The organism is Rhodoferax sp. GW822-FHT02D07 (assembly GCF_058802405.1).
In genome coordinates, this window is record NZ_JBXAOD010000003.1 from 461,718 (window position 1) to 476,582 (window position 14,865).

Here is a 14,865-nt window from a genome sequence, read left to right on the forward strand (position 1 = left end):
AGGTCAAGTCATGTGGCCAGTGTGGGTTTTGCGCGTGTGTTGCCGCGCCAGGCCAGGGCCAGCGCACCACCCAGCAAGATCGCCGCCAGCGCAAAGGTCCAGTGCAGGCCCGCGGCCAGTGCAGCAGGGGCGGCCGAGGCGACTTCCGCTGTGCCCACGGCCCAGGCAAACACCGCCCCCATGAGCGAGGCCCCGGTCACCAGGCCCAGATTGCGCGCGAGGTTGAGCATGCCGGAAGTGACGCCGCGCTGCGCGGCCGGAATGTCGGCCAGCGCCGCCGTGTTGTTGGCGGCCTGGAAGAGCTGGTAGCCAGGCGTCAACACCAGCATGGCCGCCACATAACCTGCCACGCCCCACAGCAGAGGCAACACGGCCAGCGCCGCTGCGCCGCCCACCATCGCCGCTAACCCCGCTACCACCATGCGCGTCGCGGCAAAGCGGTCCACCAGCCGGCCCGCCAGCACGCCCGTGAGCGCGGATACCACAGGTCCCACGGCCATCACGGCACCCACGGTGGCCATGTCCAGCCCCAGGCCGCGCGCCAGATAAAAGGGGCCGACCACGAAGGTCGACATCATCACGGTGGCCACCAGCGCGTTCATGGCCAGGCCCGCGCCCGTGCCAGCATCGCGGAACATCTGCAACCGCACCAGCGGCGCGGGCGCCCGTGCCTCGGCATGTACAAACAGCCCCACACCCAGCGCGGCAGCGGCCAGCAAGCCCAGGTTGCGCAGCCCCCAGTGCCCGTGCCCCAAGGTCATGGCCAGCGCGTACGCCGCCAGTGTGAAGACCAGCAGCAGGGTTCCGGCGTAGTCAAAGCGGGCGGACTGCGGCGCGGCAGAAGCCTGGCCTGCCGGCAAGCAGCGGACAGCCAACAGCAGCGCCACGGCGCCCAAAGGCAGGTTCACCAAAAACAGCGCGCGCCAGCCCAGCGTGGCAATCAGCACCCCGCCCAGCGAAGGGCCCAGCGCCGTGCCCACGGCCGACATGGTGCCCAGCAGGCCCATGGCGCTGCCGGTGCGCGCCTTGGGCACCAGCTCACCCACCAGGGCCATGCTCAGCGCCATCATCACCGCCGCACCCAGGCCCTGCAACGCGCGGGCGGCAATGAGCCAGGGCAGGGTGGGCGCCAGGCCGCACAGACCGGAGGCGAACGTGAAGAGCGCAATACCGCCCAGCAGCAGGCGCCGGCGGCCCAGCAGATCACCCAGCCGCCCGACGCTGACGATGAGCGTGGTGATGGCCAGCAGGTAGGCCAGCACCACCCACTGCACCTGTGGGAAGGTGGCGCCAAAGGCCTGCGCCAGCGTGGGCAGGCCCACATTGGCAATGCTGGTGCCCAGGGACGACAGCAGCAGAGACAGGGAGAGGCTGGCCAGCGCCCAGCGGGCGGAACGGGTGAGCGGGACGGGGAGGGAAGTGGCTGAACTTTGCATGCCCCAAGCGTAGGTTGTTGCCTGGCATGGCGGAAGACGCCGCGTATGCACTGTATTGCTGCACCAAACGCCATGCCATGGCCATTTGCGCTATCGTGCAGCCATGTCCACCCCCGACTTCAACCTGCTGGTCACGCTGGATGTGCTGCTGCAGGAGGGCAGTGTGGCCGGTGCTGCGCGACGCCTGCGCCTGAGCCCCTCCGCCATGAGCCGCACCCTGGCCCGCCTGCGCGAGACCACGGGCGACCCGCTGCTGGTGCGCGCCGGGCGTGGCTTGGTCCCCACGCCGCGGGCGCAGGCCCTGCGCGATCAGGTGGGGCAACTGGTGCAGGACGCCGGGGCGGTGCTGCGCCCTGTGGAGGCGCTGAATCTGGCCCAACTGGCGCGCAGCTTCACGCTGCGCACACGCGAGGGCTTTGTCGAGAACTTTGGCGCGGCGTTGCTGGCCCGCGTGGCGGCCGAGGCACCAGGCGTGCACCTGCGCTTTGAGCAGAAAACGGACCGCGATGGCACCGCCCTGCGCGAGGGCCTGGCCGATCTGGAGACTGGTGTGACGGGCAAGGGCAGTGCGCCAGAACTACGGGTGCAGGCCCTGTACCGCGACCGCTTTGTGGCCGTGGTGCGTCCCGGCCATCCGCTGGCCCAGGGGCGGCTGAGCCCCGAGGCCTATGCCGCGGCCGGGCACATCGCCATCGCCCACCGCAGCCCGGGCAAGGAGGCGGTGGACCTGGCGCTGGAGCCTCTGGGCCTGCAGCGCCGCATTGCCACCACCGTGGCCAGCTTTGCCAGCGCACTGGCCCTGGCCCGCAGCACCGACTTGGTGGCCAACGTACCCGAGCGCCACACCGGCACCCTGCGCGAAGGCCTGCTGAGCCTGCCATTGCCCGTGGACACACCGGCCTTTACCATCTCCCTGCTCTGGCACCCCCGCCACGACGGCGACCCGGCGCACCGCTGGTTGCGCGCCTGCCTGCGGGAGGTCTGCGCCAGCCCCACACCATGAACCCCCATTTCTCCGACATCTCTGTCACCGTCAGCCACACCCTGAAGACCATCCGCGTGCGCTCGCCCGGCGTGGTGTGGGTGCGGGCGGGCACCAAGGGCATCGTCATGCCGCAGCGGGCCGACGGGCAGCTGAAGGTGGAGGCGGGCGGCCTGTGCCTGCTGGGCGCGGGCCACCAGTGGGATGTGTCCAACCACATCGGCCCCACGGGTCGCTACGTGGCCAGCGTCTGGGCCGTGCCCGAGGCCGTGCTGGACGCCTTTGCCAGCCACTACCCCGCACTGGCCGGCCAGCCGCCACTCAACGGCTTTGCCACCATGCGCGCGCCGGAGGACTGGGCGCAGACCTGGGAACGCGCCCGGCGTGCCGCCGACGAAAGCCTGTCCGCCAGCGCGGTGCACCGCGGCGTGGAAATGCTGCTCACGCTGGCTGAGCAACGCCTGGTCTTCCCCAGCCGGGTGCAGCTCTCGTGGACAGACCGTGTGACCAACCTCATTGCCCAGCGCCCGCATGCCGACTGGTCGGTGGACACGCTGGCCCAGCACTTTCTGCTGAGCGGCAGCACGCTGCGCCAGCGCCTGCAGGACGAAGACAGCAATGTGACGGCCTGCCTGCGCGATGTGCGGCTGGAGTTGGGCCTGAGCCTGTTGCAAACCACCGAAATTCCGGTGGGCCAGATCGCCCAGCGCTGCGGCTACGAGTCGCACAGCCGCTTCACCGCAGCGTTTCGCAGTCGCTTTGGGCTCAGCCCCTCGTCGGTGCGCAGCGCCGACAGCAGAAATAGCGATTTGGCACAGGAAACCAGCGCCAGCGGCTAACGCCCCGACTGCTTGCCGCCGAACAATGGACTTCGCGCAATGGGCGCAGTCATTTGGAAGGAAAGCAGTCATGACATTCGCAGTACGCAAGACCCTCACCGCCCTGGGCACCGTGGCCCTGCTGGCCGGTACCACCTGGGCACAGGCCCAGACCTTCACCCTCAGCAGCCCCGACCTGGCGTCGGGCACGTTTGACAACCAGTTTGTGCTCAACGGCTTTGGCTGCCAGGGCGGCAACGTGTCGCCCGCTTTGCAATGGAGCAATGTGCCCGCCGGCACCAAGAAGCTGGCCCTCAGCGTGTACGACCCCGACGCGCCTACCGGCAGCGGCTTCTGGCACTGGACGGTCTACAACATCCCCGCCAGCGCCACCGGCCTGGCGCGCGGCGCCGGCAATGCGGCTGCCACCCTGCCCGCCCCCGCGTTTGGCGGCAGCACCGACTTCCACGACACCGGCGCCACGGGCGGCAACGGTAACTACGGCGGCCCTTGCCCGCCCGTGGGCGACAAGCCGCATCGCTACATCTTTACGGTGTTTGCCTACGATGTGGACGACCTGCAGGCCGCTGGCGGCATTCCCAAAACCGGCACCGCGGGCCTGCACGGCTTCATCCTGAACAAGGGCCTGGGCGCGCACCTGCTGGGCAAGGCCAGCTTTACCGCGACCTACGGCCGCTAACCCGAAGAGTGGGAGGGATGAGCGACAGGGCTTGACCCTCCCACCATGGCAAGGTTCACAATTCCTGCATTCACTGAAAACAAGGAGTTGCCATGAACCAAACCTTCACCGTGACCGGCATGACCTGCGGCCACTGCGAGAAGGCCGTCACCCGCGCCATCCAGGATGTAGACGCCCAGGCCGAAGTGAAGATTGACCGCAGCCAAAACAAGGTGGAAGTCGAATCCACCCAGCCACGCGAAACGCTGGCCAAGGCCATTGCCGAAGAAGGCTATGCCGTTGCAGCCTAAGCCTGCCGAAATGTCCAGCCAGCCCGTCAACATCGGCGAGGCGGCGCGCCAAAGCGGCGTCTCCGCCAAGATGCTGCGGCACTACGAATCGCTGGGGCTACTAGGCGAGGTGGCGCGTACCGACAGCGGTTACCGGCTGTATAGCGCGGCCGATGTGCACACCCTGCGTTTCATCAAGCGCTGCCGCGACCTGGGTTTTTCCATGACGGAAATTGGCGAGCTGGTGGGCCTGTGGCAGAACAAGCGCCGCGCCAGTGCCAACGTCAAGAAGATTGCCCAGAAACACATGGACGAGCTGCGCGAGCGCATCGCCGCCATGCAGGCCATGCAGCGCACGCTGTCCACGCTGCTGGACTGCTGCCATGGCGACGACCGGCCGGACTGCCCCATCCTGGATGACTTGGCAGGCACGCAAAACGCTATGTAATTGATAGCTGCTTGCGCACATTCGACGGGGGCTAGGGCCATTTTTGCGCCACAATGCGCCCCATGGCCCTGAAACCGCGCATCCTTCTCGTCGAAGACGAATCCGGCATCGCCGACACCCTGCAGTACGTGCTCTCCACCGACGGCTTTGCGCCCGTGTGGGCCAGCACCGCCGAAGACGCCATCGCGCAGTTCAGCGCCGAGCTGCCCGCGCTGGTGGTGCTGGACGTGGGCCTGCCCGACCTCAACGGCTTCGAACTCTTCCGCCGCCTGCAGGCACTGCCCGGCGGCAGCCAGGTGCCCATGCTGTTCCTGACCGCACGCAGCGACGAGATCGACCGCGTGGTGGGCCTGGAGCTGGGCGCCGACGACTACATCGCCAAGCCATTCTCGCCACGCGAGCTGGTGGCTCGCGTGCGCACCATCCTGCGCCGCAGTGCGCGGCCTGTGGCCGCCACTGCGCCCACGCCGACGGCCCCGCCGGTCAGCGCCCCCGCCATCTGGGCGCTGGACGAAGAACGTCACCAGATCCGCTTCTACGGCAAGGCCCTGGAACTCTCGCGCTACGAATACGGCGTGCTGCGCCTGCTGGTGCAAAAGCCCGGCCGTGTGTTCACGCGCGACGAACTGCTGCTGCAGGTCTGGGGCGGCGACAACGACAGCTTTGACCGCACGGTGGACGCGCACATCAAAACCCTGCGCGCCAAACTCAAGACCGTGGCCCCCACGCTGGAGCCCATCCGCACCCTGCGCGGCACGGGCTACGCGTTGAACGAAGAACTGCCCGCGACACCCACATGAGCAAGCGCAGCCGCATCTTCATCGGGCTGCTGCTGATTTATGCGGTGGGCATGGCCTTTGTCCTCTACCGCGTGGTGGCCGATCTGGACCCGCGCTACCGCGAGTCCGCCGAAGAGTCGCTGGTAGAAACCGCGCAAATCCTGGCCACCCTGGTGGAGCAAGACGTGCGCGACGGCGCCATCGACACCGCGCGGCTGGACACGCTCTTCAAATCTGCCTACGCCCGCCAGTTCGACGTGCAAATCTTCAGCGTCACCAAAAACCGGGTGGAGCTGCGCGCCTATGTGACCGACCGGCGCGGCACCGTGGTGTTTGACTCCACCGGCCTCACCACGGGGCAAGACTTCTCCCAGTGGCGCGACGTGCGCTTGGCGCTGCGCGGCGAGTACGGTGCGCGCACCACGCTGGACCTGCCGGGCGACCCCAACTCCGCTGTCATGTACGTGGCGGCCCCCGTGTACCAGGCTGGCAGCGGCGAGATCATCGGCAGTCTGACCGTGGGCAAGCCGGTGCAGAGCTTTGGCCAGTTTGTGGTGGCCGCGCGCAGCCGCACGCTGTATGCGGGTGTGCTCTCGGTGCTGGCCGTGCTGGTGCTGGGCATTACCGTATCGGTCTGGCTGGTGCGGCCCTTTGGCCTGATTGCCGACTACGCGCGCTACGTGAAGGCGCAGCCCGGCTTCCATCCCGGCCGCCTGCTGCGCCGCGCCTGGGATTTGCTGCGCGCCGCCTTTGACGAAATGCGCGACGCGCTGGCCGGGCGCAACTACGTGGCCGACTATGTGCAAACGCTGACGCACGAGGTGAAGAGCCCGCTGTCCGCCATCCGCGGTGCAGCCGAGCTGCTGCAGGAGCCCATGGATGAGACGCAGCGCCAGCGCTTCCTGGGCAACATCCAGCGTGAGACCCAGCGGATCCAGGAGATGGTGGACCGCATGATGGAACTCACCGCGCTGGAAACCCGCCGCGTGCTGGACAACGTACAGCCTGTGGCACTTCGCCCCCTGCTGGAAGAACTGGCCCACGCCACCCAAGGCGTGGCCACCCAGCGCGGTATCCGCATCAGCGTGCAGGCCGAAGCCGACGCCACCGTGGAAGCCGACCCCTTCCTGCTGCGTCGCGCGGTGAGCAACCTGCTGGACAACGCGCTGGACTTCTCCCCCCAGGGCGGCACCATAGAACTCGGCTTGCACCAGCAAGGCCGCTGGGCCTGCATCACCGTGCGCGACCAAGGGCCGGGCATTCCTAGCTATGCGCAGGACAAGGTGTTTGAGAAGTTCTATTCACTCGCGCGGCCGCACTCGAAGAAGAAGAGCACGGGGCTGGGGCTGAGCTTTGTGAAGGAGATTGCTTCGCTGCACCGGGGGAGGGTGGAGTTGGGCAACGCACTAGAAAAAGCTGGCTCTGGGGCATGCGCTGTCCTCTGGTTGCCACGACGTGCTGTATAGGGGTAGGGCTGAGTCCACTTTGCAGCGGTGGCGGGCGATAAACTGAATCGGCGGGGAAAACAACTCTTGGCAAGCCAAAAGAATGTACGGGCCTCCCCACGAGGAATGTCTAAATAGACCCACCCAACGCTGAGTCGTGAGAGATGGTGGGGCGGCAAGCCCACCTAAGGCCTAACGGACCACCTTTGCCGTATGCTTTGAGATCTCATTGCAGGAGTAGCTGCACATCGTGCAGCATGGCATCTGGAAAGCGGTGCAATTTTGAAGATAGTATGTCTATCACCTACTTTCCCACCTTTGCCATGTCTGACACCTCCAACGCCATCGTCATTGACTTAAATAGCAGCAACCACAGCCAACCTGTCGCCGAGGGCTCGCAGCTAATTCAACGAGGGGCCTATGAGAGTTTGCTCAGCAAGCTGAGTGAAGACATCAAGCAGGCGCAAGATTTTGCAAAGGCCGCGCCCAAGCACAGAAGCGCTGACGGTGACGGCCACCCCCTTGGCAGCGGATTGACCTATTTCATCGATGGCACACGGGGGGCAGGCAAGTCGACATTCCTGCGCTATGCCTACGAGCATCTGGGCCTGCAAGGGAAGGCTGAAAAGCAAGATCAACACAACGACGGGAAGAGCAGACGCGCAGTCAACCTCCTGCCGCTGATGTATCTGGATCCAAGCCGCATCGAGCCCAGCGAACATGTCCTGCTACACATCCTGAAGCGGTTGAAGCAGCTTGAAAAATGCTGCCCGGATAGAAGTGCGACTGGCGAGCGAGAGCAGGAAAATTTCAGAAAATATTTCCGGGATCTTGCCGGCGGCCTGCATGTATTGAGAGGCAACAGGTCAGGCCTTGACGATCTAGATGCTGAACTGTTCCTGGACCACGGCTTGGAGCGGGCTGCAGACAGTCAGCGGTTACGAGACAAGCTCCATAGCGTGATTGGCTCGGTTTGCACGATGTATGGCGCGGATGCGGTGGTTCTGGCCATTGACGACGCGGACACAAAGGCTGAACTGGCGATGGAAGTGCTGGAGTGTCTTCGCAAGTATCTCGATACGCCACAGGTCGTTGCCCTGGTCACGGGCGATCTTGAGATGTACTCGCTGCTGGTGCAAAACCATTTCCAGAAAGACTTTGCCAGTGAAGACAAGGGGTTGAATGCGGACCGTCGCAAACAACAGGACCGCATGGTGGAACATCTGGAGGATCAGTACCTCCTCAAGCTTTTCCCTATTCAACGACGGCTCCAGTTGAAGACTCTTCATACCTTGTCCGAGAGGCAAGCGTATTCGGTGATAGCGCCGGGCGTCGCAAGTAAGCGCACTCTGCACGATGCTGTCGACGAGATTGCCAATCAGGGCCTGAGGCTCAGGTCCAAGGCGGACAGAACGCTTTTCCGTGAGCACGTGCTGAAGCTGCCGGTGCGGTCGGTGCTGCAACTGCTGTCGACGTATTACAAGTTGTCAGAGAGTGCATCCGCTAAGGCAACTGATGCAGCCAGCGAGGCGCTGCGAGCCACCGCTCTTAGCAGTCTTTACCGCCACGATGTCGATGTGGAGAGCATTGCCGAGGGTGACCTGCACGCCACCATTGAAGCTGCCTTCAACCTTAGCGTGCGCGATGGCGAGCCCGACACAGCCGTTTACCTCCGCCCACAAGCACGCGATGCGTCACTGCGGAGCGCCTATGTATCGCTGGCTGCGGACGTCGCCCGTCTCTGTGAGAACGATCCGGCTCGCGCAATCACGTACATGCTCGTCACCGCAGGCAGCAGCAACATTTTCCATTTGGTCGCCAAGAAGAGTGGCACTGCATTAGTCGGGACAGAGGATGCGTTGGAACTTCAAAAGAAGATCAAGCAGTACCTTTCCGTGGGGCGCACCGACAACGCGCTCAATTGGTCTTGGCACGCCACGGCAGCCTTGATCGGCGCAAGCACCTCGAATGGCTGGGAGTTGCGACAGGGTATCGTTGGAGTGCGCACCGGTAGAAAAGGTGGAGCAAAGACATTTGACGACCAGCTAAACGCAGCCTTGAGTGATCTGGCTACTACTCAAGCCTATCCAGCAATTGCCTTTAGCCAGTCCGGCGTCAAGAGGTCGAACAACACACAGCGCTATTTATCCATTTTCAATACGTTGGGTTTGATTGCCAATTTGTTGGAGTTGGACGTCTCGTCTGGCACGAATCTCAAGAAGTCGATTGCCGACCAGCTGAACAAGGTCAGAAATACACCGACGGTCTCGTTGCCGAATTGGTCGGATCTGATTTCAGGTGAGGGTGAGGGTGAGGGTGAGGGTGAGGGTGAGGGTGAGGACGAGGGCGAGGGCGAGGGCGAGGGCGAGGGCGAGGGCGAGGGTGGCGGTGCCCGCGACAACATTAAAAAGGCTGAATCCCCTGAAGAGGCCAAAGAGCGTGCTGCACTTGAATCGCTGGTGAATCATGTTGAGCAGTGGTTGCAGATTTGCGGGCCGCTAAAGAAGCAATTCCATCCCTCGGCCGTCCTGCTTGGGAAAATCTGGAATCGTCTGTACTTCAGTTTGGACAATATTTCATCCAATATGCGAGCGACAAGTCCGGCGCTCAACAAAGAGCGTTGCGTCAAGGCTATGGAGTTGTTTTCGTGGGCATTGATCAACGCATGTCTCGTGGAGGAAGTGGACTATCACCATCGCGCAGACAGCTCGATCCAGGGTGCAATCGATCACTCAAATCCGCGCACATCGGGAGAGCTGGTAATCAAGAAGTTCATGAGTTCTGCGTCAGGCCAGATCGACGTCAACCCCAACATTGCACCGCTGACGTTCATGATTGCGTCATGTCCGCTTCTGCTGGGTCTGATCAAGGATGGCAAGAAGGGGGTAGGTAAAGAATTGACAATGGATGTGTTCGTCCAAACCTTGAATACAAAACTTAAGAAAAACAGTAAGTCGACTGACTTGCAGAAAAATGTGACGTGCCCCACTGCGACGTGGGGACTCCTAGGTCAAACCACCGTCTCAAAGACCGGCAGTAGTCAGGCCGGCAAGGCGGCTAATAAGACCACCAAATCGTAAGCGGACCCATGGCCGCTGCGATCGCCCCACAGTTGGCGCTTCTTTGCTGCCGAACTCTGAGCAGTTCGTTGGTGCGCAAGTACCTACTCAGCAGTGATTGGTCCGTTCCGCAAGACAGCCGCGACTTACGGCAACAGCTTTATCTCAGCAACCAGCGCTGGCAGGCCCGACTGCCAGATCACGTCTTCGATTTCGGATTCGAGGCTGCGAAGCAGCGAGGATTGATCGACGGGAATCTGGCTGGCGCTGCTTTGCGCTTGCTAGCCGAAGAGTTCCTGGAAGTGCAGCAAGGTCAGATTAAGGTGAAGCTGGACCGCTTCGGCGAATGGCAGCAGAGTGTATTGAGCCGCGTTAGCGGCGTGCCCATCATCGCGGCAATGAGGGCCTTGCATGTGAAGCGTGGAGGTCATCTGACCGGGCATGATTCGGTCGAGGCGCTGATGGGCCGCTCGCGTGACCAAGCCTTGCCCTGTCCGACGCCAAGGGACGGAGCGGTAGAGGACTACATCATTCGGGAAGGTCTGCATGAAAGCCATCTGCACCTGAATGGCAGCACTTTTGCAGAGCAATGCTGGCTGCGGGCGCTGGCCCACCCCAACCGCGAGGCGCGACTGTTCAGCGAGTTGTGGCAAGCGTCCAAACGCTCCTCGGCGGGCGATCGTGTGCAAGAGTTGGCTCGACTGCACGAGAATGAGTTCAAGCCAGTGCAATTGCGCCGAGACCTAGTGTTGGCAGGTCGGCTGCGTTCCTGGCTGGTCTACGCTGCGCTGAGCGCAGGTGAGTCGCCATCGGACCTACCTTGGCGCGCCAATGATTTGCGTGGGGATGGCAGCGGCTACGTCGCTCCAGTGGTGCCAGGCCCTTACGAGCTGAAGCATGTCAGCCCAGCTGAGCAGTTGTCCGGTGAACAAGATTGGCTGACTCGTCTGCTTTGTCAGCCGCAGTTGTCGATGCGGGTCGCCCGCATGCTCCATTTGTACTTGTTGCTACAGCACCAATACCGTGAGCTGATGGTTCAAGGTGAAGAGTTGTACGGATTCGATCAGTTCCAGAAATACACCCTCACCGAACTTCGAACGCCAGCTGAGAGAACCTATGTGCAACGATTCGTGGACATGCACGGCCCATATGAGCAGCATAGTCACACCGCCTATATGGAAGGGCGCTTTGCGCCTAAGGGGCGCTCTGTAGACAATGCGCGTTTGTTACAACAGATTCTCGGCGGCTACCTTGTCTACCTTCGGGACGGACTGAAGGCCAACGACTCGGCGCAGGCACTCTCGCTGTCAAAAACCTTGCAAGAGCTCGACGAGCTGTGCGCAGAGCCGAATGCGCGCTGGCCTCAGCGCCTGCAACTTGCCTTGGTAGTCCATTTCATCAAGCAACCATGGAAGCCGAGGCAGGGGCCCTATCGGCATTACAAACTTCGATGCACGCTCGAGTCACAAATGACCCATCTCCGCATCACCTTGCGGGACTACCCACGATTGCGCCGCTGGGTGCGTGGCGTGGATGGTGCAGCCAACGAACTGCACGCACCACCTGAGGTGTTCGCCAGCATATTTCGCCAAGCCGAAAGACTTGGCCTTGGGCATCGCAGCTATCACGTTGGAGAAGACTTTCCCCATTTGCTGACAGGCCTTCGGCATATGCTGGACGCCATAGAGTTGCTGAACTTGCGCAACGGTTCGCGCATTGGCCATGGCACGGCATTAGGTATCGATCCGTCGTTGTGGCTGTCACGTATGCCAGGAACTTTGCACTTGGGCCGCAGTGAGCGATTGCTGGATCTGCTGGCTGCTTGGCAGTTGCTGCGCGAGTTACCAGATTGCACTATGCAAGCTTATCAAGCCGAGATGCAGTTGAATGCGCTGCTGCCGCAAGTGTTCCGCTCGTCTGTCGCTGCTAACCTCTTTGAGCGTGCCATGAACCTTCGAGGCTTGCACATGGGCTTTGTTTGCCAACTGCAACGGGACTCGAATTGGCAGTGGGGCGACGCCTCGCTGGTTGATAGCCTGCGGGAAGAGGCGCGCTTGGTTGGTGATGCTAAAAAACTGGATCCTGAAGCTTTCGAATTGCTCTGGAGATGGCACAACGATCAAGCATTGATTGAGCGTAGCGAAGCACTGATGGAGGTTGAGGCGCAGGATGGTTTGTTTACCACGGCGGTCTACTTGCGCCTACAGCAAGCGCTAATGGCGCGCGTAGCGGAAAGACGCGTCGTCATTGAAACGCTTCCCAGCAGCAATGTGCGTATCAGTCAGTACGAACGTTTTGAAGAACATCACGTCATGCGATGGATGGGAGTTTCTAGTTTCGCCAAACCCGGTGACGTACCAATCATGGTGTCGTTGGGATCAGACGATCCCGGCATCTTCGCGGGCAACTTGAAGGGTGAGTTCTACCAAATGTACGCAGTGCTGCGCAAGCATGGCCTGCTGGATTCCGAAGCACTGCGCCACGTGGCTGCCGTTAACGAACGCGGCCGACAATATAGATTTCACGATCCCGCTCTATGAACTTTAGGGCGTCTAGCTTTGCAACTAGGCCGCCATGCTGCGGGACACACACGACATGTCTACATCCTTTGTACTTCGTGTAGCCTGTTTCAGTATGCACAGCCACTACCCCGTTTGAATTGCCCGGTCGGCTAAAGCCCTTAGAAAACCCTCGGCACCTCCTTCACCCCGTTTTCACACAGACTTCACACAAGCCCCTAGCGGCTTCAAACTGACTTCTCCCCCCCGCGGGATGCTCTCTCCACCGTGCAATACCGCACGCCGATTGGAGAAGCCCCATGGCACTTGTTGCTACCCACCCGGCCCACCACGCCGCCTCTGCTGAGCCCCCCGCGCGCCGCTCGCGCTGGGTCTGGCTGGCCACTACCGCACTGTCTGCCGCCTGCTTTGTGGCGCTGACGCTGAGCCCGCCGGCCCATGCGCAGGACCGCGACGCTACGCCACGCCAGAAGACCGAGAGCCCCTATTTCTTCATCAAAAGCGACAACCCCGGCGTAGACCAGTTGCCGCTCAAGTCCACCCAAGTGAATGTGCAGGTCAGCGGCGTGATTGCCGACGTGACCGTGGTGCAGACCTACAAGAACGAAGGCCAGCGCGCCATCGAGGCGAAGTACGTGTTCCCAGGCTCCACGCGCGCCGCAGTACACGGCATGAACGTGCGCCTGGCGGACCGGCTGATCACGGCCAAGATCCGCGAGAAGCAACAGGCCAAGATCGAGTACGACGCAGCCAAGCAGGAGGGCAAGACCGCCGCGCTGCTGGAGCAGCACCTGCCCAATGTGTTCCAGATGAATGTGGCCAATATCATGCCCGGCGACGATGTGAAGGTGGAGCTGCGCTACACCGAGCTGCTGCTGCCCACGGATGGCAACTACCAGTTCGTCTTCCCCACCGTGGTGGGCCCGCGCTACAACAGCCCGCAGAGCAGCCAGGCCAACGCCACCTGGGTGGCCCAGCCTTACCTGCCCCAGGGCCAGAACACGCCCACCAGCGCTGCCGCGCCCGCGTTTGACATCCACGTCACGCTGAACACGCCCATTGGTGTGAAGGAAGTGCGCTCCAGCTCGCACACCATCCGCAGCTACACCGAGCAGGGTGGCGCCACCGTGGTGGGCTTGTTGCCCACCGCGGAGCCGACCAATAACCGCGACTTCATCCTGGACTACCGCCTGGCGGGCGACAAGATCGAAACCGGCGTGATGCTCTACAAGGGCCAGGACGAGAACTTCTTCCTCGCCATGGTGGAACCACCCAAGGCCCCACCCGCCACGGCCATCACCCCGCGTGAGTACATCTTTGTGGTGGACATCTCGGGCTCCATGCACGGCTTTCCGCTGGACACGGCCAAGGCCGTGCTGCGCGAGCTGATTGGTGGCCTGCGCCCCAGCGATACCTTCAACGTGCTGCTGTTCTCGGGCAGCAACAACTTCCTGAGCCCCCAGTCCGTGCCCGCCACCAAGGCGAACATCGAACAGGCCATCCGCACTATCGACAAGGAGGGGGGTGGAGGTAGCACCGAGCTGATCCCGGCGCTCAAGCGCGTGTACGCCCAGCCCAAGAACGCCGACACCTCGCGCACCGTGGTGGTGGTGACCGACGGCTATGTGACCGTGGAGCGCGAAGCCTTTGAGCTGGTGCGCAACAACCTCTCCAGCGCCAACGTGTTTTCGTTCGGCATCGGCTCCAGCGTGAACCGCCACCTCATGGAAGGCCTGGCCCGTGCGGGCATGGGCGAACCCTTCATCATCACCAAACCCGAGCAAGCGGCCGAACAAGCCAAACGCTTCCGCCAAATGATCGACTCCCCCGTGCTCACCAATGTGAAGGTGCGTTTTGAAGGCCTGGACGTGTACGACGTGGAGCCCCGCCAGCTGCCCGACCTGCTGGCCCAGCGCCCGCTCATCGTGTTTGGCAAATGGCGCGGCGAGCCCAAGGGCACGCTGGTGGTGGACGGCAACGCGGCCAATGGCCCCCTGCATTTCACCCAGCCCCTGAGCGCGAGCAACACGACCGACACGGCCGCCCTGCGCCAGCTCTGGGCCCGCCACCGCATTGCCGCGCTGAGCGACCAGGAAGCCCTGGAAGGCGGCAGCGCCGCCAAAGACGCTATTACCGACCTGGGCCTGAAGTACAGCCTGCTCACGCAATACACCAGCTTCCTGGCCGTGGACCAGGTGGTGCGCAACAAGGCGCCCGCAGACGCCCCCAGTGTGAACCAGCCTTCGCCCCTGCCGCAGGGTGTGGAGAACTCGGCCCTGGGCGCTGAAGTGCCCAGCACGCCCGAGCCGGCCACCTGGGGTGCGATGCTGCTGACGCTGAGTGTGCTGGCCATGCTGGCGCACCGCCGCCACCGCGCTACGCGCCGCGCCCACCACTTCACCAGCTGAAC

The 14,865-nt window shown here is 62.9% G+C and carries 11 protein-coding genes; 10 read left to right on the forward strand and 1 reads right to left on the reverse strand.

Going from position 1 to position 14,865, the window contains the following annotated elements; all coding sequences use genetic code 11:
* Nucleotides 1-8 precede the first annotated feature (8 nt).
* The gene (locus tag AC1RNN_RS10345; RefSeq protein WP_493088752.1) at nucleotides 9-1,436 is read right to left on the reverse strand and encodes an MFS transporter; all 1,428 of its coding nucleotides are present in this window, start codon (nucleotides 1,434-1,436) and stop codon (nucleotides 9-11) included.
* Nucleotides 1,437-1,539: 103 nt separating this feature from the next.
* Here AC1RNN_RS10345 and AC1RNN_RS10350 point away from each other — a divergent pair, with 103 nt between their 5' ends.
* The 10 genes from AC1RNN_RS10350 to AC1RNN_RS10395 all read left to right on the forward strand — a co-directional run bounded on the left by AC1RNN_RS10350 (nucleotide 1,540) and on the right by AC1RNN_RS10395 (nucleotide 14,863).
* Nucleotides 1,540-2,439 (forward strand): LysR family transcriptional regulator, encoded by a 900-nt coding sequence (locus AC1RNN_RS10350; protein ID WP_493088754.1) that lies wholly within the window; start codon nucleotides 1,540-1,542, stop codon nucleotides 2,437-2,439.
* The gene (locus AC1RNN_RS10355) at nucleotides 2,436-3,257 is read left to right on the forward strand and encodes a helix-turn-helix transcriptional regulator (protein ID WP_493088756.1); all 822 of its coding nucleotides are present in this window, start codon (nucleotides 2,436-2,438) and stop codon (nucleotides 3,255-3,257) included. The genes AC1RNN_RS10350 and AC1RNN_RS10355 overlap by 4 nt, the downstream gene beginning before the upstream one ends.
* A 70-nt stretch (nucleotides 3,258-3,327) precedes the next feature.
* On the forward strand, nucleotides 3,328-3,936 hold the full coding sequence (locus AC1RNN_RS10360) for a YbhB/YbcL family Raf kinase inhibitor-like protein (RefSeq protein ID WP_493088758.1): 609 nt from the start codon (nucleotides 3,328-3,330) through the stop codon (nucleotides 3,934-3,936).
* A 92-nt stretch (nucleotides 3,937-4,028) separates the two neighbouring features.
* Complete coding sequence (locus AC1RNN_RS10365; RefSeq protein WP_493088759.1) at nucleotides 4,029-4,226, forward strand: heavy-metal-associated domain-containing protein; 198 nt, start codon at nucleotides 4,029-4,031, stop codon at nucleotides 4,224-4,226.
* A 10-nt stretch (nucleotides 4,227-4,236) separates the two neighbouring features.
* Entirely contained in the window at nucleotides 4,237-4,653 is a 417-nt protein-coding gene (gene cueR / locus AC1RNN_RS10370; RefSeq protein WP_493137396.1) for a Cu(I)-responsive transcriptional regulator, read from the forward strand.
* 62 nt (nucleotides 4,654-4,715) lie between these two features.
* Nucleotides 4,716-5,453 (forward strand): two-component system response regulator CreB, encoded by a 738-nt coding sequence (creB, locus tag AC1RNN_RS10375; RefSeq protein ID WP_493088763.1) that lies wholly within the window; start codon nucleotides 4,716-4,718, stop codon nucleotides 5,451-5,453.
* Nucleotides 5,450-6,898 carry a two-component system sensor histidine kinase CreC gene (gene creC / locus AC1RNN_RS10380; protein ID WP_493088765.1) on the forward strand — a complete coding sequence of 483 codons (1,449 nt, stop codon included), beginning with the start codon at nucleotides 5,450-5,452 and terminating at the stop codon, nucleotides 6,896-6,898. The genes creB and creC overlap by 4 nt, the downstream gene beginning before the upstream one ends.
* A gap of 272 nt (nucleotides 6,899-7,170) precedes the next feature.
* A complete protein-coding gene (locus tag AC1RNN_RS10385; protein ID WP_493088767.1) occupies nucleotides 7,171-9,957 on the forward strand; it encodes a hypothetical protein in 2,787 nt (928 codons plus the stop codon).
* Nucleotides 9,958-9,965: 8 nt separating this feature from the next.
* Nucleotides 9,966-12,476 (forward strand): hypothetical protein, encoded by a 2,511-nt coding sequence (locus tag AC1RNN_RS10390; protein WP_493088769.1) that lies wholly within the window; start codon nucleotides 9,966-9,968, stop codon nucleotides 12,474-12,476.
* Between the two features lie 278 nt (nucleotides 12,477-12,754).
* Entirely contained in the window at nucleotides 12,755-14,863 is a 2,109-nt protein-coding gene (locus AC1RNN_RS10395) for a VIT and vWA domain-containing protein (protein WP_493088771.1), read from the forward strand.
* The last annotated feature ends 2 nt before the right edge of the window (nucleotides 14,864-14,865 follow it).

Bases quoted from the DNA above. Each gene is read 5' to 3' on its own strand.
- AC1RNN_RS10360 (WP_493088758.1), top strand. From the start codon at position 3,328: ATGACATTCGCAGTACGCAAGACCCTCACCGCCCTGGGCACCGTGGCC.
- AC1RNN_RS10350 (WP_493088754.1), top strand. From the start codon at position 1,540: ATGTCCACCCCCGACTTCAACCTGCTGGTCACGCTGGATGTGCTGCTG.
- creB (WP_493088763.1), top strand. From the start codon at position 4,716: ATGGCCCTGAAACCGCGCATCCTTCTCGTCGAAGACGAATCCGGCATC.
- AC1RNN_RS10345 (WP_493088752.1), bottom strand. From the start codon at position 1,436: ATGCAAAGTTCAGCCACTTCCCTCCCCGTCCCGCTCACCCGTTCCGCC.
- cueR (WP_493137396.1), top strand. From the start codon at position 4,237: ATGTCCAGCCAGCCCGTCAACATCGGCGAGGCGGCGCGCCAAAGCGGC.
- AC1RNN_RS10385 (WP_493088767.1), top strand. From the start codon at position 7,171: ATGTCTATCACCTACTTTCCCACCTTTGCCATGTCTGACACCTCCAAC.
- AC1RNN_RS10390 (WP_493088769.1), top strand. From the start codon at position 9,966: ATGGCCGCTGCGATCGCCCCACAGTTGGCGCTTCTTTGCTGCCGAACT.
- AC1RNN_RS10395 (WP_493088771.1), top strand. From the start codon at position 12,755: ATGGCACTTGTTGCTACCCACCCGGCCCACCACGCCGCCTCTGCTGAG.
- AC1RNN_RS10365 (WP_493088759.1), top strand. From the start codon at position 4,029: ATGAACCAAACCTTCACCGTGACCGGCATGACCTGCGGCCACTGCGAG.
- creC (WP_493088765.1), top strand. From the start codon at position 5,450: ATGAGCAAGCGCAGCCGCATCTTCATCGGGCTGCTGCTGATTTATGCG.
- AC1RNN_RS10355 (WP_493088756.1), top strand. From the start codon at position 2,436: ATGAACCCCCATTTCTCCGACATCTCTGTCACCGTCAGCCACACCCTG.